At 63.2% G+C, this 22,294-nt stretch carries 21 protein-coding genes; 5 read left to right on the forward strand and 16 right to left on the reverse strand.

Annotated features, from left to right (window positions below):
* Positions 1-77: 77 nt before the first annotated feature.
* Genes JTF07_RS14055 through JTF07_RS14085 form a run of 7 tightly spaced genes read right to left on the reverse strand, consistent with a single transcriptional unit; the run spans position 78 to position 5,913 of the window.
* Positions 78-1,388: an MFS transporter gene (locus tag JTF07_RS14055; protein ID WP_204234856.1), complete on the reverse strand. Its 1,311-nt coding sequence runs from the start codon at positions 1,386-1,388 to the stop codon at positions 78-80.
* A complete protein-coding gene (locus JTF07_RS14060) occupies positions 1,385-2,200 on the reverse strand; it encodes a nitroreductase family protein (protein ID WP_252199827.1) in 816 nt (271 codons plus the stop codon). The genes JTF07_RS14055 and JTF07_RS14060 overlap by 4 nt, the downstream gene beginning before the upstream one ends.
* Positions 2,201-2,731 (reverse strand): peptide-methionine (S)-S-oxide reductase MsrA, encoded by a 531-nt coding sequence (gene msrA, locus JTF07_RS14065; protein ID WP_204234857.1) that lies wholly within the window; start codon positions 2,729-2,731, stop codon positions 2,201-2,203.
* 27 nt (positions 2,732-2,758) lie between these two features.
* Positions 2,759-3,880 (reverse strand): hypothetical protein, encoded by a 1,122-nt coding sequence (locus JTF07_RS14070; RefSeq protein ID WP_204234858.1) that lies wholly within the window; start codon positions 3,878-3,880, stop codon positions 2,759-2,761.
* Positions 3,881-3,891: 11 nt separating this feature from the next.
* Complete coding sequence (locus JTF07_RS14075; RefSeq protein WP_204234859.1) at positions 3,892-4,557, reverse strand: peptide deformylase; 666 nt, start codon at positions 4,555-4,557, stop codon at positions 3,892-3,894.
* 22 nt (positions 4,558-4,579) lie between these two features.
* Complete coding sequence (locus JTF07_RS14080; RefSeq protein ID WP_204235134.1) at positions 4,580-5,383, reverse strand: HpcH/HpaI aldolase/citrate lyase family protein; 804 nt, start codon at positions 5,381-5,383, stop codon at positions 4,580-4,582.
* An 8-nt stretch (positions 5,384-5,391) separates the two neighbouring features.
* The gene (locus JTF07_RS14085; RefSeq protein ID WP_204234860.1) at positions 5,392-5,913 is read right to left on the reverse strand and encodes a MaoC family dehydratase; all 522 of its coding nucleotides are present in this window, start codon (positions 5,911-5,913) and stop codon (positions 5,392-5,394) included.
* Positions 5,914-6,044: 131 nt separating this feature from the next.
* Here JTF07_RS14085 and JTF07_RS14090 point away from each other — a divergent pair, with 131 nt between their 5' ends.
* A complete protein-coding gene (locus JTF07_RS14090; protein WP_204234861.1) occupies positions 6,045-6,749 on the forward strand; it encodes a histidine phosphatase family protein in 705 nt (234 codons plus the stop codon).
* A gap of 46 nt (positions 6,750-6,795) precedes the next feature.
* Here the strand turns inward: JTF07_RS14090 and JTF07_RS14095 are convergent, their stop codons facing one another.
* Positions 6,796-7,302 (reverse strand): SRPBCC family protein, encoded by a 507-nt coding sequence (locus JTF07_RS14095; protein WP_204234862.1) that lies wholly within the window; start codon positions 7,300-7,302, stop codon positions 6,796-6,798.
* Positions 7,303-7,325: 23 nt separating this feature from the next.
* The gene (locus JTF07_RS14100; RefSeq protein WP_204234863.1) at positions 7,326-7,637 is read right to left on the reverse strand and encodes an ArsR/SmtB family transcription factor; all 312 of its coding nucleotides are present in this window, start codon (positions 7,635-7,637) and stop codon (positions 7,326-7,328) included.
* Positions 7,638-7,774: 137 nt separating this feature from the next.
* On the opposite strand from JTF07_RS14100, the gene JTF07_RS14105 reads away from it, so the two are divergent.
* Both JTF07_RS14105 and JTF07_RS14110 read left to right on the forward strand, forming a co-directional pair.
* Entirely contained in the window at positions 7,775-8,596 is an 822-nt protein-coding gene (locus tag JTF07_RS14105; RefSeq protein ID WP_204234864.1) for an HAD-IIA family hydrolase, read from the forward strand.
* Positions 8,597-8,820: 224 nt separating this feature from the next.
* On the forward strand, positions 8,821-9,804 hold the full coding sequence (locus tag JTF07_RS14110; protein WP_204234865.1) for a hypothetical protein: 984 nt from the start codon (positions 8,821-8,823) through the stop codon (positions 9,802-9,804).
* 106 nt (positions 9,805-9,910) lie between these two features.
* On the opposite strand, the gene cls is transcribed toward JTF07_RS14110, so the two are convergent.
* The 4 genes from cls to JTF07_RS14130 all read right to left on the reverse strand — a co-directional run bounded on the left by cls (position 9,911) and on the right by JTF07_RS14130 (position 16,387).
* Positions 9,911-11,383, reverse strand: a complete 1,473-nt coding sequence (cls, locus tag JTF07_RS14115) for a cardiolipin synthase (RefSeq protein ID WP_353843978.1) — start codon at positions 11,381-11,383, stop codon at positions 9,911-9,913.
* A gap of 147 nt (positions 11,384-11,530) precedes the next feature.
* Entirely contained in the window at positions 11,531-12,703 is a 1,173-nt protein-coding gene (locus JTF07_RS14120; RefSeq protein ID WP_204234867.1) for an acyl-CoA dehydrogenase family protein, read from the reverse strand.
* A 43-nt stretch (positions 12,704-12,746) separates the two neighbouring features.
* The gene (locus tag JTF07_RS14125; RefSeq protein ID WP_204234868.1) at positions 12,747-14,765 is read right to left on the reverse strand and encodes an acetyl/propionyl/methylcrotonyl-CoA carboxylase subunit alpha; all 2,019 of its coding nucleotides are present in this window, start codon (positions 14,763-14,765) and stop codon (positions 12,747-12,749) included.
* Positions 14,766-14,773: 8 nt separating this feature from the next.
* Positions 14,774-16,387 (reverse strand): carboxyl transferase domain-containing protein, encoded by a 1,614-nt coding sequence (locus JTF07_RS14130; protein WP_204234869.1) that lies wholly within the window; start codon positions 16,385-16,387, stop codon positions 14,774-14,776.
* A 127-nt stretch (positions 16,388-16,514) separates the two neighbouring features.
* On the opposite strand from JTF07_RS14130, the gene JTF07_RS14135 reads away from it, so the two are divergent.
* Positions 16,515-17,147, forward strand: coding sequence for a TetR/AcrR family transcriptional regulator (locus tag JTF07_RS14135; protein WP_204235135.1), 633 nt, complete (start codon positions 16,515-16,517; stop codon positions 17,145-17,147).
* A gap of 6 nt (positions 17,148-17,153) precedes the next feature.
* Here the strand turns inward: JTF07_RS14135 and JTF07_RS14140 are convergent, their stop codons facing one another.
* The 3 genes from JTF07_RS14140 to JTF07_RS14150 form a co-directional block, all read right to left on the reverse strand.
* Positions 17,154-18,074, reverse strand: coding sequence for an NADP-dependent oxidoreductase (locus tag JTF07_RS14140; protein ID WP_204234870.1), 921 nt, complete (start codon positions 18,072-18,074; stop codon positions 17,154-17,156).
* A gap of 78 nt (positions 18,075-18,152) precedes the next feature.
* Positions 18,153-20,324 (reverse strand): 3-hydroxyacyl-CoA dehydrogenase NAD-binding domain-containing protein, encoded by a 2,172-nt coding sequence (locus tag JTF07_RS14145; protein WP_204234871.1) that lies wholly within the window; start codon positions 20,322-20,324, stop codon positions 18,153-18,155.
* A gap of 1 nt (position 20,325) precedes the next feature.
* Positions 20,326-21,534: an acetyl-CoA C-acetyltransferase gene (locus JTF07_RS14150; protein WP_204234872.1), complete on the reverse strand. Its 1,209-nt coding sequence runs from the start codon at positions 21,532-21,534 to the stop codon at positions 20,326-20,328.
* A 349-nt stretch (positions 21,535-21,883) separates the two neighbouring features.
* On the opposite strand from JTF07_RS14150, the gene JTF07_RS14155 reads away from it, so the two are divergent.
* Positions 21,884-22,255: a hypothetical protein gene (locus tag JTF07_RS14155; protein ID WP_204234873.1), complete on the forward strand. Its 372-nt coding sequence runs from the start codon at positions 21,884-21,886 to the stop codon at positions 22,253-22,255.
* Positions 22,256-22,294: the final 39 nt, after the last annotated feature.

Consider the following 22,294-nt stretch of genomic DNA (forward strand, 5'->3'; position numbering starts at 1 on the left):
GCTCCGTGAACCAATACTAGTGATTCACACTATCCAAATCACGTGAGCAGACCCTGAGCGCCCGGGCACTGCCCAACTCAGCTCAGATCGTCCTCAATCCGCTCGTTCTGCTCCGCTGTGCGCACGCGTGGCCGGGTCTCACGACCGGTGATCCAGTACGCAGCGGCCAGGATGCCGAGGACCCCTGTGAGCATGAATGCCCAGGAGTAGTCGAAATAGTCGACGACGGCACCGGCGATGACGGGGCCGAGGATTGCTCCCGCGTCGAGCGCCATCTGGTACTTCGCCAGGACGCGACCGCCCTTGCGATCGCGTCCGATGACATCGGCGACGGTGGCCTGCTGGGCGGGATTGGCCAGTCCTGAGCCGATTCCGGCGATGACGGAGAGGAGGAAGAACAGCCAGATCGAGTCGGTGAAGGCCAGCGCCGAGGTGGTCACGCCGAGGACGAGTAGGCCCCATTGGATGAAGGGTTTGCGTCCATAGGTATCGGCGTATCTGCCGACGACGGTGACCGCCGAAGCATTGCCGATTGCGAACATCGTCAGGGCCAGACCGGCGACCGCGGTGTCGGCCTTGAGCGCTTGGATGGCGAAGAGCGGGTAGATGGCCACACGGATGCCCATGGCCGACCAGCCTTGGACGAAGGCGGAGATCAGTGCGGCGCGGTAGGCAGAGTCTTGCCACGCCTGCCTGAACGTCATCACCTCCGTCTGAGTCTCGTCCTTCGTTGCCTCCAGGCGAGCGCGCCCGAGCTTGGTCGAGGAGCCTTCTGAGGCTGTGGAAGCGAGGAAGATGCGAACGACGATTGCGGCGATGAGGAGCCCGACGGCGTAGATGATGAACGGGATGCGCATGCCCCATCCGGCCATCGCACCGCCGAGAACGGGGCCGGCGATATTGCCGACGAGGAAGGCCGTGGCATAGGTGCTCGAGGCCTTGGCGCGGGCATTGATCGGGGCCAGCCGGATGATCAGGGCCATCGCTGAGACGGTGAACATCGTTGAGCCGATGCCTCCCAGACCGCGGAAGATCAGCAGTTGCCAGTAGTTCTGGGCGAAGGCGACTGCCGCGGTGGAGGCGGCGACGATGAGGAGACCGGAGATGTAGATGCGTCGCTCACCGAAGGCGTCGACGAGTCGCCCGGAGGACGGTGAGAACACGAACCGGAAGAAGGCGAAGGAAGAGACCACGATCGTGGCGGCGGTGACTCCGAAGTTGAAGCTGGCCGCGAACTGCGGAAGCACGGGGGCGATGATGCCGTAGCCAAGAGCCACGATGAAGGCCGCCGCGACGAGGACGTAGATCTCCTTGGGGAGTCGGCGCGAGGCGGCAGTCGACTCTGCCTGTTCGTCGTCGTGGTTCGTCGAGTTGTCGTTGTTCGTCACAGGGTATCGAGAAACTGCTCGGGCTCCGGCAGCGGTCGGGTGCTGTTCGCCATGCGCTGTCGGTAGCGATCGGGCACCGCCCCGATGTAGAGCCAACCCATGAGCAGTTCCTTGTCCTTGAGCCTGTGAAGTCTGCGCACGGCAGGTTCGTTCGTGAGGTTTCCGCTGCGCCACATGACGCCCCAACCTGCCTGCCACAGAGCGAGTTCGAGCAGGTGACCTGCTCCGGCCGCGGTGGCGTGCTGTTCCCATTCGGGGACCTTGGGGTTGTCCCGCGGTGCGGCGATGAGGGCCAGTAGGAGTTCTGCCCGCAATGGCTTTTCGTTGATCTCACCGGACTTCCGTTGCACCCCTCCCGCTTCGTCGAGGGCCGCGCCGAGGCGGATCCTGTCGTCACCGCGGATGATGATGAACCGCCAGGGCTTGAGGCCCTTGTGATCGGCGACCGAGGAGACCGCGTGGATGAGTTCACGCAGGTCGGAGTCGTTCGGCGTCTCCGGGTCGAGTTTCGAGATCGAACGTCGGGTGGCGATCGCATGCAGAACAGGGTCGGCGACGATGTCGATGGAACTCGGGGCCGAATAGTCCGGGCCCAGTCGGTGCGCCGGCTGCACCGACTGCTCGTCCGCTGTCGGTGCCTCTGCTGCTGTCTTGGCAGCGGACGAACCTGCGGCCAGCTTCTTCGCCCAGGGACCGGTTTCGCCGTCGAGGAAGTGGGCGCGCACGCGCCCCTTCGTCACCTCGCAGGCACCGTCGTTCTTCGGCTTCTTCTTCGAGCCGCGACGCTCAGACGAGTCCTTGTGTTTCGACATTCAGCTCACCCAATCCGCAAACGCCTCCCGTGCATGGGACAGCTTCGGATCAATGATGACACGGCAGTACCCGTTGTTGCGGTTCTCGGTGTAGAAGTCCTGGTGGACAGCCTCGGCGGTGTGGAAGATACCCAAGGGCTCAAGCGTCGTGACGATCGGAGCCTCGAAGATGTCCTGTGCCTCGGCGATGGCGGCCTCGAAGCGCGCCTTCTCCTCTTCGTCGGCGTAGAACATGGCCGACCGGTACTGGGTGCCGACGTCGTAGCCCTGAGCATTGAGGCTCGTGGGGTCGTGTCCGGTGAAGAAGAGGCCCAGGATGACGCTGTCCGGGACGATCTCCGGATCGAATGTCACCTGCAGCGCCTCAGCATGACCCGAGGTACCTGAACAGACTTCACGGTAGTGCGGGTTCGGCGTATGCCCTCCGGTGTATCCGGAAATCACCGAGGTGACTCCGGTGGTCCTCTGGTAGACGGCGTCGAGGCACCAGAAGCAGCCGGCGCCCAAGGTCAGGGTACGAAGTTCGCTCATACTCCGTACAACGATGAGACGCGCAGGTTATTCCCCGTCGGTACGGAACGTCAGGTCGGCTGCCTTGGGCCAGTCCGACAACCGGACGAGCTCGTCTTCTGTCTCCGTGATGTCGAGGCTGCTCCAATACCCGACTCCTTCTGCGTCGACGTCCACGCCGTCCGGGTGGAGAGTTCCGATGCCAGAAGCGGCCGGGAGATCGTCGGAGTGCAGAGGAGTCGACTCGGCGTCCAGTTCCGAGAATTCGAGCCGACTGAGATATCCGTCGATGAACTCGAGCCGCAACTCCTTCGTCGGCCGCGACTCCTCAGTCAACACGCCGATGACCGGGTACGTCTGAGTCGCAGGAACTGCCTTGGGACTCGATGCGCTCGGATAGACGTCGATGCTCGTGATGTCTTCATCGTCGAACAGATGGGCCAGTTGGCGGGAATTCACGGTCACCGGCTCAGTACCCGAATGAAGTGCGCTCGGATAGGTGACTCCGACGAAGAACCGGGCCGTATCGAATTGCGCTCGTGCAGCCTCGGCGGCCAGCCCCGACATGGGGTGAGGTTGAGACAGCAGCCGTAGGATGCCAGCGCGGATATGGTCCGGAAGGTCGATTTCGACCTGGCCGTAGTTCAATTGCTCACGGTCTTCGCAGGCCCAGCTTTCGAGCTTGTCGATGACAACTGCACCGAGTGCGACGAGTGACCCGCTGGCGACGGCGGCCAGCCCTCGACCCATTCCCGCGGGCAGCCGTGCGTCGATGGCTTCGGAGATCTTCTGAGTCGGGCCCCACAGGCTCCAGCTGATCACCCCGGAGGCTGCGGCAGTCGTGGCGTTGAGGAAGGCCTGAGACCTCGCCGTCGCGTTCTCGTCGATGTGTTCGTCTGCGGTCGAGTAGCGGGCCGGCTGACCTGCATTCTTTCCGATTGAGCCGAACACCGCTCCTCCATCGAACCCGTCACCCGCCCGGCCGAGGAAAGCCTGCGTACCGGTGATCCACGTCAGGCCGGCTGAAGCGAGTGCGTTGCCGAGCCTTGCTGTCGGTTCATGTTCGGGCGCGAAGTCACGTTGTCGGACGAGCGCGAGAGCGCCCGTTCCCACCGCAGCGATGGTGCGAGTGAGTCGGCGATGTCGTTCGGGAATATCGGGAAGACGCATGGAAGCAATTGTCACATGAGCATGCCGCTGGGCAGGGTGAACCCGAGCTCGGCGGCGGCTTTCTGCGTGGACGGCTGGCTCCAGAACCTCGCGACCGAAGTGTTCGTCGACAGGGACCGCATCTCTGCTTTGTCGAGGAACATGATGCCGTCGAGGTGATCGGTCTCGTGGGCGACGATGCGTGCCGACCACCCGGAGACCACCTCGGCGATGGGTGCGCCGTCGAGGCTCTGACCTCGCAGCTCGAGCTCGCGGGGGCGAGCCACGACCGCCTGGTAGCCGGGGATCGACAGGCAGCCCTCGAAGAACGCGACGTCCTCGGATGTGGCGGGGGTGTAGTCGGCGTTGAGGACGACGCGCAGGGGCATCGGGGTCCTCTGCCGCACCTCGGCGGTCTCGGGGTCGAGACTTCCGGGGTCTTCGGCCACGAACATCGCCAGACCGATGCCCACCTGCGGACCGGCCAGGCCCACTCCTGGGGCCGCGAGCATAGTTGCCCTCATCACCTCGGCGAGTTGGGCCAGTTCCGCATCATCGACCTGCCCGTCGAAAGGGCGCGTCACCGAGCGGAGGATAGGGTCGCCGGCCTCGACGATCGGGGCCACTCCCCCGCCTGCCTCTGCCGCGGCGAGCACTGAGCGGATCTGAGTGGCGATGAGCGCATCGGCATCATTCATAGTCACTGCCCTTTCGACCGGCTCACACGTCCCGGGCGACGATGAGCTCGGCGTGTTTGAGTAAGGGGGCGTCGATCATCTTTCCTTCGTAGGCGAAGGCGCCCTTCTCGGTCTTCGCGAGTTCGAGCACGGCCTTCGCCCAGGTCAGCTGCTCCTCACTTGGGCGGAACGCATCGCGGACGACGGGAACGTGGTTGGGGTGGATGGAGACCTTGCCGCTGAAACCGGACTGCACGGCGTCTTCGGCTTCCTCTCCCAGCCCGTCGAGGTCAGGGATGTTCGCCCAGATCGAGTCGAGGGCGAATCTTCCGTGTGCGCGGGCGGCCAGCAGGGTCGAGTTGCGCACGTGCTTGGCCACGTCGCGGTAGCCGCCGTCGGCAGTGCGCGACGATCCTCCGCCGAGGTCGGCGATGAGGTCCTCGGATCCCCACATGAGTGCGTAGGCGTTGGGTGCGGCGGCGATCTCGGCGACGTTGACTGCGCCCAAGGCCGTCTCGATCAGTGCGATGACCTGGTAGTCGCCGAGGACCGTGAGGTCAGAGGCGTGCTCAGACTTCGGCAGCATCACAGCCGTGTACTCGGTCTTGGCAAGCATCCTCAGGTCCTCGCCGAGGTGCTCCGAATCCCGGGCATTGATGCGGACCACCGTACGTGAGGGGTCGAGCGGGTAGTCGATGATCGCTTCGCGGGCGGTGGCCTTGTCGGCGTCGTTGACCGCGTCTTCGAGATCGAGGATGACGATGTCGGAGCGTTCGGCTGCCTTCGTATAGCGGTCGGGGCGGTCGCCGGGGACGAAGAGCCAGGCGGGTTTGAAGTCCAATGCCATGGTGGTGCTCACTTTCCGGTTTCGGGCTGGGTATTCTTCTCGGCTGCCTCGTCGGCGTGGCTGGAGTCGAACATCATGGTCTGGCGAACGGCCTTGGCGACGAGGGTTCCGTCCTGGTTGTAGCCGCGGTGCTCCAAGGTCACGATGCCCTGGCCGGGCCGGGACTTCGAGTTGCGTTTGTCGAGGATCGTCGTCTCCGCATACAGGGTGTCGCCGTGGAAGAGCGGAGCGGGGAAGGAGATCTCGGAGAAGCCGAGGTTGCCCACGATCGTGCCCTGAGTCAGCTGTGTGACCGACAGGCCGACGAGGGTGGAGAGGGTGAACATCGAGTTGACGAGTCGCTGGCCGAAGGGTTCGGTCGCCGCGAAAGCTGCGTCAAGGTGGAGGGCCTGCGTGTTCATGGTCACGGCGGTGAACCAGGTGTTATCTGCCTCGGTGACGGTCCGGCCGGGCGCGTGCCTGTAGATCGCGCCGATCTCCATCTCGTCCAGCCACAGACCTCGTTGTTCGATGACTTTCTGCTCACTCATGCGTCACTCCTCTGTGTCACTGCTGATCGCTGTGTGTCACTGACCACTTGTCGTGATTTGAGCTTATCGCCTGGGTTCGAACAGCAGGTAACCCGGGTCGGTCGGTGGGTTCGGGTAACGTCGGGGTCACTATGGCTATCACCCGTACCCTCTTCGTCGTCACCCATCCAGAGTCACAACATCACGTCGACGGTCTGGTCGGCGGCTGGTTCGACTCGGAACTCAGCGATCGGGGCCGCGAGCAGGCTCTTCTCATCGCGGCCGAGGTCAGGCGTCGTATCCCGGGCGATACCTCGACACAGGTGTTCTCCTCCGACCTGCGAAGAACCTGGTCCACCGCCGAGGCGATCGCCGAGTCCGTGGGTGCCGACGCCGAGGCGGTACCGGAGTTGAGGGAGAAGTCGTATGGAATCGCGGAAGGCAGGGAGCAATCCTGGCTCGACGAGCGCTTCGTCTTTCCGCCCAAACCCTCGGACGCGGCAGCGGTCGGCGGCGGAACAGAAGCTTCATTCGGAGGCGGCGCTCTCGACCATGGCGGTCGTCTCGATCATTTCGAAGGCATCGAAGGTGCGGAGACGAGGCGACAGCTCGGTGAACGGGTCTACGCGGCCATGGAATTTGTGCTTGCGCAGCCGGCACGTCATCAGATCGTCGTCACGCACGGCTTCGCGCACACCTTCGTCATCGCCCGCTGGCTCGAACTGCCGCTTGAGAGCATGGGATGGGCCACGTTCGCAGCCACTTCAGGGTGCATCACCGAACTCGTCGAGGACGATGTCTTCGGCAATCGGACCCTGCGTCGACTGGCCGACGTGGACCACCTCGGCGAAGTCTGAAGTCCAGACTGCGCCCGAGGTGATCCGTGGAACTGCCTACCGCCGTTTACCCGACTGCGCCAAAGACCTCGGCTTCGAGGACGTTGAATGCGGAGTTCCAGCCGTCGTAGACACTCGCGACGGCCCCGGAATCGTTCGGGAGTCCGGTGAGAGTAAAGGTCATCCGCGTCGTTGTCGCGTCGATCTCATCGAACTCAATGCTCACGAGAGGCGAGGAGTCCTCTTCGCCCTGATTTCCCCAAGTGAAGTCCAATCGCCGAGGTGATTCGACGTGGCGATATCGCCCACCGGTGGCAAATTCCACTCCTGTGTCGTCGACGATCATCGTGTAGGCGTAGATGCCGCCCTCTCTGAGGTCGACGCTCACGGAGTCTCGTGGGGTGTGCAGTCCTTCCGGGTGATACCAACAGGCCATGACATCGGGATTGGTCCAGGCATCCCACACGCGTTCGCGAGGTGCCGCAAAATCGCGGACGATGGTGAAACCGGGTTCCCCGGTGGCGGGTATGGGACTGACGGTGCCGGCATCGGCTGTCGAGTGGTTCTTGTTCATGATGATTCTCCTCCTTGAGTCGATCACTTCTTCTCGGCCAGAACCTGGTCGAGGTTGTCGAATCGCTGCTCCCAGTCATCGCGTGCCGATTGCAGCCAGGCTGTGGCCGTTGCCAGCCGTTCGGTATTGAGATGCACGATCCGTGTCTGCGCGCTCTTGGTCCTGGTGATCAGCCCAGCCTCCTCGAGCACCTTGAGATGCTGCGACACTGCTGACCTGCTGATGGTCAGCGGTTCAGCCAACTCTCCTGCGCTGAGGTCCTCTGCTCGCAGGCGGTCGATCATCGCCCGCCGAGTCGGGTCAGACAAAGCACCGAACAGCGAACTCAGATTCATTTCAGTATCTCCTTAATTAAGTAATTACTACAATATAACGCGAGGCACAGGTGTCAAGGGTCTTCTGCGAAACCGGACCGGACGCGTCGACCCGCTAGGCTGGTGGCATCGGCTCAACGACTATCTTCAGGAGAGACATGGATCGCGATTCGATCGAATGCTGGTTGACCGACATGGACGGTGTCCTGGTCAAGGAGAACAATCCCCTACCGGGCGCGGCCGAGCTTCTCGCACAGTGGCGACAGGCAGACATCCCCTATCTCGTGCTGACGAACAATTCGATCTACACCGCTCGGGACCTCTCTGCCAGGCTCCGGTCGAACGGCCTCGACGTTCCCGAATCGAAGATCTGGACCTCAGCAATGGCCACCGCCGACTTCCTGTCCAATCAGGTCGAGCACGGCACCGCCTACGTCGTCGGCGAGGCCGGACTGACCACGGCCATCCATGAAGCTGGGTTCATCATGACCGAGAAGGATCCGGACTTCGTCGTCGTCGGCGAGACCCACTCCTATTCCTTCGAAGCGATCACCAAGGCGATCCGCCTCATCGACGGCGGTTCACGCTTCATCGTGACCAACCCCGATGCCACCGGCCCCAGTCCCGAGGGCGTCCTCCCTGCCACCGGCGCCATCGCTGCGCTGATCACGAAGGCCACGAACCGAGACCCCTACGTGGTCGGCAAACCCAATCCCATGATGTTCCGTTCCGCGCTCAACCAGATCGGCGCTCACTCGATGAGCACCGCGATGATCGGCGACCGGATGGACACCGACATCATTGCGGGTATGGAAGCGGGCATGCACACGGTGCTCGTCCTCTCGGGGATCTCCACCGCCAAGGATGTGCGCCGCTTCCCCTTCCGCCCCAACGAGATCGTCAACGGCGTTCACGATCTCCTCGATGTCCCACTGGATCAGCGAGGGAGACTGGGACCAGACGTCACCGGCTCAGCCTGAGGCCGCCTGCCGACCGAGAAACGGTCCCAGCGTCGAAACACAGGCTCGCGATCAGAGGCCTCCGGCGAATAACGGGCTCAGTGTCGAAAAACTCATGTGCACATGTGGTTTTCGACGTTCAGCCCGATTTTCAGCGAGTGCCTTCCCCGCACATAACTGTGCAGTTTAAGACTGTTTGATGATGTTTGATTGCACTTAGAGCAGTTCGAGCGCATACTGACTCCATGTTTCAAGTGCTGACTGCCCAGCAGCTCCGCGAACTCGGCATGACTCGAGCCCAGTTAGCTGAGTCCAAACGGTGCTGCCTGCGCAAGGTAAGGAGAGGCCGCTATGTGATTACTCGCGAATGCGATCAGGAACACCATAAGGCAGCAGCGCACCTGTCTGAGGCTGAGGAGACGACGTTCCCCAGAGCCTACGGCGACATCAGGGACCATGCCGAGACACTGCGGCTGCAGATCGCCTGCCGTCGTGATTCGGTTCAACCAGGTGATGTGTTCTCGCATATCTCGGCTGCGCTCATCCACGGCCTCGACCCGATCCTCACGGCAACGCCGAAGGTCGAGATCTCGAGGCGGTCTCCTACCCGCAACTACAACAGCCTCTACATCTACTCTCGTGATCTCTCAGCCGAGGAGACCACCGACAGTTTCGCCTATCCGGTCACCACGTTGGCGCGCACACTCGCCGACCTTGCTCTCGACCATTCGCTCGAAGTCTCAGTGCCACTCATCTCCCAAGCATTGCGCGCCGGATCGGTGTCTCTCCAGGACATAGAAGAACGGCTGGTCAAAGGCCAGCGCGGTCGCAGGAGAGCCCAACTGGCGCTCAAGCTCTCCGACTCTGATTACGAGTCGTCGGCTGAGGCCTTCTGTGCGGTGAAGTTCCATCGACACGGCATCACGGGGATGGTGCCTCAGCTCGACGCTTTCACTGATTCCGGGGAGTTCATCGGTCGCAATGACTTTCGCCACGAGAAGGCACCGGTGGTCGTGGAAGTGCACGGAGTCGGAAAATACTACCTCGATCCCAATGGCCCCGATGAAGCTGCGAAAAGGAATCACCAGCGCAATATGAACCTGCTCAACGCCGGATTCACTGTGTTCAACCTGACCTTCGGCGACCTGTTCCGGCCCCGGATATTCTCCGAGATCAAACGAAGCATCGAGAAGACAGTGCAGCCCAACTCTCGCGGAAAAACGGGTTAAGCGTCGAAACACGCACGTGCACAACCGTTATTCGACGCGCAGCCCGCGTATCGCTGGGGCTGGGGGCTGGGGGCATGTGATTCGGGCTGACGCGGTCGCCACAGACTCACTGCAGCGACGAGGTCAGCCTCATCACGGACTCCAGGTAGCGGCGAATATAGGGTCGCTGCTCCCATTCCTCGAGGGAGAGCTCACGGCTCGTACGTTGGTAGTCCACGACCACCTCGGCGATGTCGTCGACCAGGTCTCCGCCAGTAGTCAGCAGGCTGATCTCATAGTTGAGGCCGAATGAGCGCATGTCCAGATTCGAGGACCCCATCACCGCGTACTCGTCATCGACGATGAGGCACTTCGTGTGCAGAACCTGCGGCTTCGGGTAGAGGAAGATCCGCACCCCCGCCTCGAGCAGCGACCGGTAGTACGAGGATTGGGCATAGTCGACCATGAACTGATCGGCCTGTTCACTGACGTAGAGTTCAACGGCGACCCCGCGCTCGGCGGCGGTGACGACGGCGGCCAGTAGGGATTCATCGGGCACGAAGTACGGGCTCACGATCGCCAGGCGGTTCTGTGCCAGATACATCAGCGAGCTGAAGATCTTGAGGTTCGGTTCGGTGGTGAAGCCGGGGCCCGAGGGCACGAGCTGCATGGCACTCGTCTGGCCGCCCACATCTGGTTCGTAAGCGTCGCGCTCATATGACCTGATCCCCAGGGATTCTCCGCACTCGGTGTACCAGTCGGTGGCGAACACCGCTTCGACGGCGGCGACGATGGGTCCGGAGAGTTCGACCATGATGTCGTGCCAGGCCCGTCCGACCTTCACGTTCGCCTTCTTCAGGTACGAGGAGTCGATCATGTTCTGCGATCCCATCATCGCCTTCTTCCCGTCGACGACGAGCAGCTTGCGGTGATTGCGCAGATCGATGCGCCTGGTCTTGCCGCGCCAGGGGATGAAGGGAAGCATAAGGTGCCAGTCGATTCCGCCGTTGGTCAGGCGTTTGCCCAGACGGTGGAATCCCGGATACTTGCGAGAGCCGATGTGGTCGAAGAGAACCCTGACCTTCACGCCCCGGTCTGCGGCACGTTCGAGGGCCCTGAAGAAGACGTCGGTCGTCGAGTCCCAGGCCATTATGTAGATCTCGACATGCGCGTATTCGCGGGCCTCGTCGACGAGGCTGGCCATGCGCGCGATGCTGGCCTCGTAGTCGGAGATGACACCGTGGCTGTCGCCGGTGACCATCGGCAGGGCCGTGAGTCTGCGCCCGAGCTGGGCGATCGACACGAAGCCGGGGGCGGTCTGCAGCGATCGAGGCACGTCGGGCAGATCGTCGGCACCTTCGTGCATGAGCTCATCGGCCTGGGCCTGGATGCGAGCCCGCCGTCGGTTGATGTAGGGGCTGCCGAGCATGAGGAACAGAGGGATCCCGACGATCGGCACAAACAGGATCAGCAGCAGCCAGGCCGAGGACGACGAGGGCCTGCGGTCCTCAGGGACGACGCCGACGGCGATGATCTTCACCGCGTATTCGACGACGATCCATCCCACGCCCAGGACGGACGCCACGACACTGAGATCCACGCACACCCTCCTGTACTCGGCTTATCCTCTGTTCCACACTAACGGAGCCCGCCCCAGACAGATGACAGCACCGCCCGCCGAGGTGGCCCTCCACTTCCGTATGGAAATATCGAGCCGCCTCGGCGGGCGGTGTGATTGCGGCTGAGCTCAGATGCCGAGTTCGCGGGCGATGAGCATGAGCTGGACCTCGGTCGTGCCTTCGCCGACTTCGAGGATCTTCGAGTCGCGGTAGTGGCGGGCGACAAGGTATTCGTTCATGAAGCCGTAGCCGCCGTGGATCTGCGTGGCGTCGCGGGCGTTGTCCATCGCCGCCTCACCGGCAACCATCTTCGCGATCGCGGCTTCCTTCTTGAACGGAAGTCCTGCCATCATGCGCGATGCCGCGAGGTAGTACGCGGAACGGGCTGCGACGACGCGGGCCTCCATCCGGGCGATCTTGAAGGAGATCCCCTGGAAGTCGGAGATCGGCTTGCCGAATGCCTGACGCTCCTTCGCGTACTTCACGGATTCGTCGACACAGCCTTGAGCGGCACCGACGGACAGCGCGCCCACGGCGATGCGGCCCTCGTCGAGGATGCGCAGGAAGTTCGCGTAGCCGCGCCCCCGCTCGCCCAGCAGGTTCGCTTCGGGCACCTCCACGTTGTCGAAGGTCAGCGGATGCGTGTCCGATGAGTTCCAGCCGACCTTGTCATAGGCGGGCTCGGCAGTGAAGCCGGGGGTGCCCGTCGGGATCATGATCGTCGAGATCTCGGGGACCTCGCGGCCGGAGCCGGAGGTTCGGGTTCCGGTCACTGCGGTGGCTGTGACCAGTCGCGTAATGTCGGTGCCCGAGTTCGTGATGAAGCACTTTCCGCCGTTGACCGTCCAGGTGCCGTTCTCCAGGGTGGCCTTGGTCCGCGTGCCGCCGGCGTCGGATCCTGCTTCCGGTTCGGTCAGTCCGAAGGCGGCCAGCCCGGAGGCGTCGGTGAGCTTGGGCAGCCACTCGTGCTTCTGCTCCTCGGTGCCGAACCGATAGATCGGCATCGCTCCCAGGGAGACTCCGGCCTCCAGCGTGATGGCCAGCGACTGGTTGACGCGCGCAATCTCCTCGATGGCAAGCGTCAGCGCGAAGTAGTCCCCGCCCATGCCGCCGTATTCTTCGTCGAAGGGCAGCCCGAACAGGCCCATCTGCCCCATCTTCTTCACGAGTTCGTAGGGGAACTCGTGCTTGGCATCGAGTTCGGCGGACACTGGCGCGACTTCTTCGTCAGCGAACTTCGCGACGCCGGCACGCAGGTCTTCGTATTCTTCGGGCAGCATGCCCGGAACGAAAGCTGTCATGATTTCCTCCCCGCTGTATGCGTGGTCAGTGAGTTTCTGGTGGTCAGTTGCTTGCTGCTGCTGCTTCGTCAGCTGCTTCTGCGGCGGCCTCGTCGACGACGGTGGCGAGCACCTCGTCAAGGCCGACCTGGACACCCTGGACTGCGGTGACGGTGACGATTCCCGTGGCCGGTGCGGTGAGCACGTGCTCCATCTTCATCGCCTCGACGACGACGATCGGATCGCCCTGATCGACGTGGTCTCCGGACTCCACTCGGACGGCGACGACGGATCCGGGCATCGGGGCGAGCACCTCGGCGCCGTCGAGCCCCGGAGTCAGGGACGTATCGGCCTGAGGTCGGACGAAGGCGTGGACGCCCTGGTCGCTGCTGATCCAAATGCTGCGCTCGCGAGCATCGGAGAACACACGAGCTGTGTGTTGAACACCGTCGATGAGAACGTGCCAGAGACCGCTGTCATCGACGGAGACATCGCCGAGGTGTGATTCGACTTCGGTGACGTCTCCCCCGGAGCTCAGCGCCACGGTGGGATGGAAGTCCGGACGTGAGGTCCGCCAAGCTGATGGCCTCCCCCACGCCGAGGTGGTTGCGGAATTCTGCGCCAACTGAGCTGCCGTGATCGCTCCGGTCAGTTCGGTTCCGGCACGACCGCCGGTGACGAGCACGGCCGCAACGGCAAGCTGACGGTCGTTCTCGCTCGGTGCATGCGCGAGCTGGTCCTCACTGAGGTCGTCGATGAGTGAGGTGTCGAGATCGCCGGAGATCACTGTGTCGAGGTTGATGAGCGTGCGCAGGAAGTCGATGTTAGTGACGATTCCGGGCACGGCCGAGGCGGCGAGTGCGGCATCGAGGCGCGCTATGGCTGAGGCCCGGTCCGGGGCGTGGACGATGAGTTTGGCGATCATCGGGTCGTAGTCTGAAGCGATCGTCTGTCCGGCTTCGAGTCCGGCATCGACGCGGATGCCCTCACCTTCGGGGAAGACGACGTCGAGGGCACGACCTCCGGTGGGAAGGAATCCGCGCGAGGGGTCCTCTGCATAGATGCGCGCCTCGATCGAATGACCGGTCATCGTGATGTCGTCCTGGCTCAGTGCCAGCTCTTCACCTGCACCGACGCGCAGCTGGAGCTCAACGAGATCGATGCCCGTGACCTCTTCGGTCACCGGATGCTCGACCTGCAGCCGGGTGTTCATCTCCATGAAGAAGAACTCGTCGGGACGGTCGGCACCGACGATGAACTCGACCGTGCCTGCCCCGCGGTATCCTACGGACTTCGCGGTCTCACAGGCCGCTTGGCCGATCCGTGCCCGGGTTGCCTCGTCGAGCAATGCCGAAGGAGCTTCCTCGATGACCTTCTGGTGGCGGCGCTGCAGCGAGCACTCGCGTTCGCCGAGGTGGATGACATTGCCGTGCGAATCGGCCATCACCTGGACCTCGATGTGACGCGGGGTCGCGACAAGCCGTTCGAGGAACAGCGTGTCATCACCGAAGGAACTCGCGGCCTCACGGCGGGCGGTGTCCAGTGCTGCGGACAGTTCAGAGGGCTCGAAGACCGCGTGCATGCCCTTTCCACCACCACCGGCGGAGGGTTTGATGAGCACCGGGAAGCCGATGTCGGCCGAAGCCGCCACGAGGGCCTCGTTGCTCATGGCGGCGTCCTTGGTGCCGGGCACCAGGGGAACACCACGCTGGGAGACGGCGTTCTTCGCGGTGATCTTATCGCCCATGGTGCGGATGGCTTCGGCGCCGGGGCCCAGGAAGACGATTCCCGCGGTGTCACAGGCGGCAGAGAAATCAGCGTTCTCCGACAGGAATCCGTAGCCGGGGTGAATCGCCTCGGCGCCGGTGGTCTTGGCCGCGGCGATGACCTTGTCGATGCGCAGGTATGACTCGGAGGCCTGCGCCGGCCCCAGGTGCACGGCGGTGTCGGCGGACTTGACGTGGGCGGCGTGGGCATCGGCGTCGGAGTAGACGGCGACTGTTCTGATGCCCAGTCGGCGGCAGGTGCGGATGACGCGCAGCGCGATTTCGCCGCGGTTGGCGATGAGTACGGTATTGAACATGGATGAGCTCACATTCTGAAAACGCCGTAGCCGCTGGCATTCAGCGGGCGTTCCATGGGTCCGAAACGGGCGAGTTCGAGTGCCAGGGACAGCACCTGACGGGTGTCGGTGGGTTCGATGATTCCGTCGTCCCAGAGGCGGGCCGTCGAGTAGTACGGGTTGCCCTGAGCTTCGTACTGATCGCGGACCGGCTGCTTGAACGTGTCTTCCTCCTCGGCACTCCAGGTCTCGCCACGGCCTTCGATCTGGTCGCGTTTGACCGTTGAGAGCACGCTGGCGGCCTGTTCGCCGCCCATGACGGAGATGCGGGCGTTGGGCCACATCCACAGGAAGCGAGGTGAGTAGGCGCGACCGCACATCGAGTAGTTGCCTGCGCCGAAGGAACCGCCGATGACGACGGTGAACTTGGGCACTCGGGCGGTGGCGACGGCGTTGACCATCTTCGCTCCGTGTTTGGCGATGCCGCCGGCTTCGTAGTCGCGGCCGACCATGAAGCCCGAGATGTTCTGGAGGAAGATCAGCGGCACGCTGCGCTGGTCGCAGAGTTCGATGAAGTGGGCGCCCTTCTGCGCGGACTCGCCGAAGAGGATGCCGTTGTTCGCCACGATTCCCACCGGGTGTCCGTCGAGGTGGGCGAAGCCGGTGATGAGGCTGGTGCCGTATTCGGCCTTGAATTCGTGGAATTCGGAGGCGTCGACGAGGCGGGCGATGACCTCGCGGACATCGTAGGGAGTCCTCGAATCGACGGGGACGACCGAAGTGAGCTCCTCGGGAGAGTGCAGCGGTTCGCGGGCTTCGACGATGTCCCAGTTGGCCGCCGGCTTCGGTCCCAGCGTGGAGACGATGTCGCGCATGATCTCCAGGGCGTGGGAGTCGTTGGCCGCGAGGTGATCGGTGACTCCGGAGACGCGTGAGTGGAGTGCTCCGCCGCCGAGGTCCTCTGCGCTGACTTCCTCCCCTGTGGCTGCTTTGACCAGCGGTGGGCCGCCGAGGAAGATCGTGCCCTGTTCACTGACGATGATCGATTCGTCGGCCATGGCCGGAACGTAGGCACCGCCAGCGGTGCAGGAACCGAGAACGGCTGCCAGCTGCGGGATGCCTGCGGCGGAGAGCGTGGCCTGGTTGAAGAAGATCCGGCCGAAGTGCTCACGGTCGGGGAATACGTCGTCCTGGTTCGGCAGGTTGGCTCCGCCCGAATCGACGAGGTAGATGCACGGAAGATTGTTCTCCTTGGCGATCTCCTGGGCGCGCAGGTGCTTCTTCACCGTGACGGGATAGTAGGTCCCGCCCTTGGCCGTGGCGTCGTTGGCGACGATGATGCACTCGCGTCCGTTGACACGGCCGATGCCCGTGATGATTCCCGCTCCGGGACTGGCATCGTCGTACATGCCGTTGGCTGCCAGGGGCGAGAGTTCGAGGAACGCTGTGCCCGGGTCGAGGAGATTCTCGACGCGCTCGCGTGGAAGCAGCTTGCCGCGGTCGATGTGGCGCTGCCTGGATTTTTCGGGTCCGCCCAGGGCCGTGACCCTGATCCGCTCCCGGAGTTCAGCGATGAGTTCGGCATGGGCCTCGGCGTTCGCCTGCCCCGTTGCCGGACTGACCGCAGTTCCCACTGCTCTCATTCCACTCCCCATTTCAGTTAATATTTGTTAACTGACTGCTATGATACTGCTCAAAGGCCATTGTGACAATGCGCACGATCGAGCAGACCACGACCCGGGTGCGAACAACGGAGATGAAGTGACCGATATGGAGCCGAAAGCATCTACGCGCTCAGCGACGGCAGGGACGGGATCCGCGAGGACCACCCGCGCAGCGGCGAAGGCCGCGCGTCGTGAGCAGCTGCTCTCAGTGGCGAAGACCCTCTACGCTCAGCATGGTTTCCACGGGGTCCGCCTCGATGATCTGGGCAAAGGCGCCGGGATCTCCGCCCCGGCGGTCTATCGCCATTTCGAATCGAAGGAAGCGGTCCTCGAGGAGCTGCTCGTCGGGATCTCCGAGTATCTGAACTCGGGCGGGGACGCGATCATCGCCCGTCATGAGAACGACGAGGCCGCCTCGGCGCTGGTCGAGCTCATCGATTTCCATGTCGCCTTCGCCATGAGCGAGCCCGAGCTCATTCGGATTCAGGATCGCGACCTCGCGGCACTTCCCGAGTCCTCACGTCGCACGGTCCGTCGCCTGCAGAGAAGCTATGTCAGCCACTGGGCTGAGGTAGTGGCGCGCGCCAACCCGGATTGGTCGATCGATGCCGCGACAGTGCGTGTCCACGCAGTCTTCGGCATGATCAATTCGACCCCGTACCAGGCCAGGCGCTCAAGCGCCGAGGTGGTCGGGGTCGAATTGCGCGCCGCCGCTCTCGCGGCGCTGGGTCTCGCCTGACGTCGCTCAGGGGACGATGACGATCTTTCCGCGTGTATGTCCGGTGGCACTGGCCTTGAAGGCCTCAGGCACCTGGTCGAGCCCGTATGTGTCGGCGACTTCGACCGTGAGCTCGCCCGAGTCGACGAGTTCGGCCACCCGCGCGGTCTGCGAGCCGTAGGGGCGCACCCAGATGTAGCGTCCTCCATGTTCGGCCGCTGAGGGGTCTGCGACGGAGGCATGCGCTCCGCCGTCCTTCAGCACCGCAAGGGTGGTTTCGAGCATTTCTCCGACGAAGTCGACGACCCCGTCGATCGGGCCGCCCGCGATCTCGAGAACACGATCGCTGAGTCCGTCCCCGTAGGTGATAGGTTCGACGCCGAGAGTGCGCAGGTAGTCATGATTGGCCTCTGACGCGGTGCCGATGACTCGGGCGCCGAAGGCCTTCGCGATCTGCACGGCGAAGCTGCCCACTCCCCCGGATGCCCCGTGGACGAGCACGGTCTTTCCGTTGATGCCGCCCAGCGCTTCGAGGGTGCGCAGAGCAGTGCCGCCGGCCAGAGGCAGTCCACCGGCCTGTTCCCAGCTGAGGCTCTTCGGCTTGGCGGCGACCGCGTGGACGGGCACCGCGACCTTCTCTGCGAAGGTGCCCGCACTCAGCACGTCTTTGCGGGCGTAGGCGATGACTTCGTCACCGATTTCGAATTCGGGGGTGTCTGCTCCGAGCCCGATGACGACTCCCGCGACGTCCCATCCTGGAGTGACGGGGAACTGGACGGGCATGATGGCGTCGAGGTGACCGCCGACCAGTTTCCAGTCAACCGGGTTCACACCCGCTGCGCGGACCTCGATGAGAACGGATGCCGGCGGGACTTTCGGGTCATCGACGTCACGGACCGTGATGTCGTCGAAGTCATCGGTGTACTGGTCATAGACTGCTGCACGCATAACGGCGGCCTTCCGGTAGTCATCAGTGGATAGCTGATGAACACCGAAAGGCCGCCGCACTATTCCTGCGTGCAGTTCCTACTCGTAGGTGTCGTTCGACGTCGCACGCTCGAGGAGCGAAGCCGGCGGGGCGAACCGGTCGCCGTAGGTTGCTGCAAGTTCCTTCGCACGTTCGGCGAAACCGCTCAGGCCGCCCTCGTACTGGTTGACGTACTGGAGCACACCACCGGTCCAGGCGGGGAATCCGATGCCGAAGATCGAGCCGATGTTCGCATCCGGCACAGAGGTGAGCACTCCCTCGTCGAGGCATTTGATCGTCTCGATCGCCTCGGCGAAGAGCATCCGCTCCTGCAGGTCCGCGAAGGGCTGGGTCGTGGAACCGGAGTCGTACTTCTCGCGCAGGCCCGGCCATAGCTTGCCGCGTCTGCCGTCCTCGTCGTATTCGTAGAATCCGGCGCCGTCCTTGCGGCCCGTGCGCCCGGCTTCCTCGACCATCCAGTCGAAGACCACATCGGAGGGGTGGCTCTCGCGCTTGCCTCCGGCGGCCTCGATTGCCTCTTCGGTCTCCTTCCGGATCTTCTGCGACAGAGTCAGCGTCAGTTCGTCGAGCAGCTGCAGGGCACCGGTCGGGTACCCGGCCTGCAGTGCGGCCTGCTCCACCGATGCCGGTTCCACGCCCTCACCGACGGCGGCGACCGCCTCGGCGATGAATGTGCCGATCACACGGGAGGTGAAGAAGCCACGGCTGTCGGTGACGACGATCGGGGTCTTCTTGATCTGCTGCACGAGGTCGAAGGTGCGTGCCAGTGTCTCGTCCGAGGTGTTCTCACCACGGATGATCTCAACCAGGGGCATCTTGTCGGCGGGCGAGAAGAAGTGGACGCCGATGAAGTCGGAATCGCGCTTGACCCCGGTGGCCAGGTCGGTGATCGGCAGAGTCGAGGTGTTGGAGCCGAGCACCGCATCGGAGTCGACGACGTCCTGGATCTCCTGGAACACCTGCTGCTTGAGGGGCACCGATTCGAAGACCGCTTCGATGACGAAGTCGACGCCGGCGAAATCATCGGCCGAAGCACTCGGCGTGATCCGATCGAGGACGGCCTTGCTCTTCTCCGCGGTGGTCTTACCCTTGGCCAGAGCTGATTCCTCACGCTTGCGCGCATAGGCCTTGCCCTTGTCCGCGGCCTCGATCTTGACGTCCTTGAGGACCACCTCGATGCCCGCCTTGGCTGCGGTGTAGGCGATCGCGGCGCCCATCATTCCAGCGCCGAGGACGCCGAGCTTCTTCACCTGGCGCGGTTCGAAGCCATCGGGCCTCGAGCCGCCTGAGTTGATGTGACCGAGGTCGAAGAAGAATGCCTTGATCATGTTCTTCGCCACGGGAGTGTGAGTGAGGTGGATGAAGTAGCGGGTTTCGACGGCCAGGGCCGTGTCGATATCGACGTAGGCGCCTTCGACGGCGGCGGCGACTGCCGCACGTGGTGCCGGCATCGGCGCGCCATTGGTCTGGCGACGCAACAGGGCAGGCAGCGCGGGCAGCATCGCACCCAGTGACGGTGAGGTGGGTGATCCGCCTGGGATTCTGAAGCCCTTGACGTCCCAGGGCTGAGTCGCCTCGGGGTTGGCCTTGATCCAGGCTTTGGCACGATCTTCGAGCTCGGCCACGGGGGCGAGTTCGTCGATGAGGCCGAGCTTGAGAGCCTCGGCTGCCTTGAACTTCGTCGACGGCAGGATTGCCTTCTGCAGTGCGTTCTGGAGGCCCATCAGGCGTACGGCTCTGGCGACACCGCCACCGCCGGGCAGGAGGCCCAGGGAGACTTCGGGGAATCCAACCCGCAGGCTGGAGACGTCCTCCGCTGCAATGCGGTGATGTGCGACGAGCGCGACCTCGAGGCCGCCTCCGAGTGCGGCACCGTTGATGGCTGCGACGACGGGCTTGCCCAGCGTCTCGAGGCGGCGCATGACCGCCTTCATGTGGTTGGTCAGTGCGGCTTCGGCCTCCGAGTTCTCAGGGTCGGCGGCGCGCAGCTTATTGAGGTCCCCGCCTGCGAAGAAGGTCTTCTTCGCCGAGGTGAGGACGACGCCGGTGATGTCATCGACGTTTGCTTCGAGCCAGTCCACGACGCCCTCGAAGGCATCCTTGAAGTGGTCGTTCATCGTGTTGACCTTGGAATTCGGGTCGTCGAGGACGACGGTGACGATTCCGTCCGAGTCAGTGGAATGGGAGTAAGTCGTTTCAGTGTTCGTCATGTCAGACCCTTTCGATGATCGTCGCAATGCCCATTCCGCCGCCGATGCACAGCGTGACGAGGCCACGCTGAAGATCGCGACGTTCGAGTTCGTCGAGGACGGTGCCGAGGATCATGGCACCGGTGGCACCCAGAGGATGGCCCATGGCAATTGCTCCGCCGTTGACGTTGACCTTGTCATGCGGAATGTTGAGGTCCTTCATCCACTTCAGGACCACTGCACCGAAGGCTTCGTTGAGTTCGAACAGGTCGATGTCCTCGACGGTCAGTCCGGCCTTGTCCAGCGCCTTCTGCGTCGCGGGTGCGGGACCGGTGAGCATGATGGTCGGTTCGGATCCTGTGACGGCAGTGGAGACGATGCGAGCGCGCGGCGTCATATTCATCGTCTGACCCACCTCGGCGTCGCCGATGATGACGAGGCTGGCCCCGTCGACGATTCCCGAGGAGTTCGCTGCGGTGTGGACGTGGTCGATCTCCTCGACCCAGTGGTACTTCTGCAGAGCAACCTCGTCGAAGCCTGTCTGTGCAGCGACTTTGGTGAAGGCCGGGGGCAGCTTCGACAGGGACTCCACCGTCGAACCGGGACGCATGTGCTCATCGGTGTCGAGCAGGGTCACACCGTTGATGTCTTTGACGGGGACGATCGACTTCTCGAAATAGCCGTTCTTCCAGGCGTTGGCGGCGCGCTTCTGCGACTCCTCGGCGAATTCGTCGATATCGGTGCGGCTGAATCCCTCTGTGGTTGCGATGAGATCGGCGCTGATGCCCTGGGGCACGAAGTAGGTGTCGAAGTTCGTCGTCGGGTCCTGTGCCCATGCGCCTCCGTCGGAGCCGAGGGGAACGCGCGACATCGATTCGACGCCGCCTGCCAGGACGAGGTTCTCGAATCCGCTGCCGACCTTCTGTGCGGCGATGTTGACCGCTTCGAGCCCGGATGCGCAGAATCGGTTGACCTGAACACCGGCGACGGATTCATCGAGGCCTGCGACGAGCGCCGCGGTGCGAGCGATGTCTCCGCCCTGTTCACCGACGGGTGAGACAACGCCCAAGACCATGTCGTCGATCGCTTTGTCGTCGAGATCGGGGTTGCGTTCGCGCAGGGCATCGATGAGCCCTGTCACAAGATCGATTGGTTTGACGCTGTGCAGGGCTCCGCCGCGGTTCTTTCCGCGCGGCGTGCGCACTGCGTCGTAGATGTACGCTTCGCTCATCTGTTCCTCACAGTCCTAGAGAACGGTCGACGATCACGTTCGTGACTTCGACCGTGGATACGTCAATGACGTCCGTTCAGCCTCACCGGCTGATCGATCGTTCAGTAACATTCACTCCACCATTCAATACCAGTTGCGTGTGATGGTCAACACGAAAACACCCGGCAGTGACTGTGACGGGGCACTCACAGGGTGTGACTTTTCCGTGACCTTTAAATCACGGGCGAAGTGTTTATAATAATGAAACCTCACACTCTTAGTTTCCTGGAGAATCATGACCTCGATCATTCCTGCCCGATTCACAGCGGCTCAAACTGCGCCCGCTGCTTCCCAGAGTGCGCGCTCGCGCATGGGTTCTCAATTCCTCGCGCTGACTTTGGCTGCGGGACTGCTCGCTGGTCCAATCGTGCTCGATGCCCCTCCCGCCGAGGCCGCCACGAAGAAGTGTGCGGCGAAGATGTCGATCTCGAAACCGCGGCAGTACTCAAACACCGTGGTGAAGGTTTCCAAGGTTGGGGCGAAAGCGAAGGTCACCACGACCGCGCACTACAAGACGACGAAGACCAAGAAGAAGGCGACTGCTTCGACGAGGGGTGCTGCGAACCTCAAGTACTACATTTCGCGAGCGACTCCAGGCAAAAAGGTGTCGGTGACCGTAGTGGCGAAGAAGGGCAAAACGACCTGGAAATGCTCGACCTCGTTCAAACCCAAGAAGAAGTAGGCCGCCTGGGCGCGTAGAACAATCGCCTGTCGGTGGGAA

Source organism: Brevibacterium sp. RIT 803 (assembly GCF_016892625.1).
In the GTDB taxonomy this organism is placed as follows: domain Bacteria; phylum Actinomycetota; class Actinomycetes; order Actinomycetales; family Brevibacteriaceae; genus Brevibacterium.

Coding starts and splice junctions, on each gene's coding strand:
- JTF07_RS14060 (WP_252199827.1), bottom strand. CDS start 2,200: ATGTCGAAACACAAGGACTCGTCTGAGCGTCGCGGCTCGAAGAAGAAG.
- msrA (WP_204234857.1), bottom strand. CDS start 2,731: ATGAGCGAACTTCGTACCCTGACCTTGGGCGCCGGCTGCTTCTGGTGC.
- JTF07_RS14070 (WP_204234858.1), bottom strand. CDS start 3,880: ATGCGTCTTCCCGATATTCCCGAACGACATCGCCGACTCACTCGCACC.
- JTF07_RS14075 (WP_204234859.1), bottom strand. CDS start 4,557: ATGAATGATGCCGATGCGCTCATCGCCACTCAGATCCGCTCAGTGCTC.
- JTF07_RS14080 (WP_204235134.1), bottom strand. CDS start 5,383: ATGGCATTGGACTTCAAACCCGCCTGGCTCTTCGTCCCCGGCGACCGC.
- JTF07_RS14085 (WP_204234860.1), bottom strand. CDS start 5,913: ATGAGTGAGCAGAAAGTCATCGAACAACGAGGTCTGTGGCTGGACGAG.
- JTF07_RS14090 (WP_204234861.1), top strand. CDS start 6,045: ATGGCTATCACCCGTACCCTCTTCGTCGTCACCCATCCAGAGTCACAA.
- JTF07_RS14095 (WP_204234862.1), bottom strand. CDS start 7,302: ATGAACAAGAACCACTCGACAGCCGATGCCGGCACCGTCAGTCCCATA.
- JTF07_RS14100 (WP_204234863.1), bottom strand. CDS start 7,637: ATGAATCTGAGTTCGCTGTTCGGTGCTTTGTCTGACCCGACTCGGCGG.
- JTF07_RS14105 (WP_204234864.1), top strand. CDS start 7,775: ATGGATCGCGATTCGATCGAATGCTGGTTGACCGACATGGACGGTGTC.
- JTF07_RS14110 (WP_204234865.1), top strand. CDS start 8,821: ATGTTTCAAGTGCTGACTGCCCAGCAGCTCCGCGAACTCGGCATGACT.
- JTF07_RS14120 (WP_204234867.1), bottom strand. CDS start 12,703: ATGACAGCTTTCGTTCCGGGCATGCTGCCCGAAGAATACGAAGACCTG.
- JTF07_RS14125 (WP_204234868.1), bottom strand. CDS start 14,765: ATGTTCAATACCGTACTCATCGCCAACCGCGGCGAAATCGCGCTGCGC.
- JTF07_RS14130 (WP_204234869.1), bottom strand. CDS start 16,387: ATGAGAGCAGTGGGAACTGCGGTCAGTCCGGCAACGGGGCAGGCGAAC.
- JTF07_RS14135 (WP_204235135.1), top strand. CDS start 16,515: ATGGAGCCGAAAGCATCTACGCGCTCAGCGACGGCAGGGACGGGATCC.
- JTF07_RS14140 (WP_204234870.1), bottom strand. CDS start 18,074: ATGCGTGCAGCAGTCTATGACCAGTACACCGATGACTTCGACGACATC.
- JTF07_RS14145 (WP_204234871.1), bottom strand. CDS start 20,324: ATGACGAACACTGAAACGACTTACTCCCATTCCACTGACTCGGACGGA.
- JTF07_RS14150 (WP_204234872.1), bottom strand. CDS start 21,534: ATGAGCGAAGCGTACATCTACGACGCAGTGCGCACGCCGCGCGGAAAG.
- JTF07_RS14155 (WP_204234873.1), top strand. CDS start 21,884: ATGGGTTCTCAATTCCTCGCGCTGACTTTGGCTGCGGGACTGCTCGCT.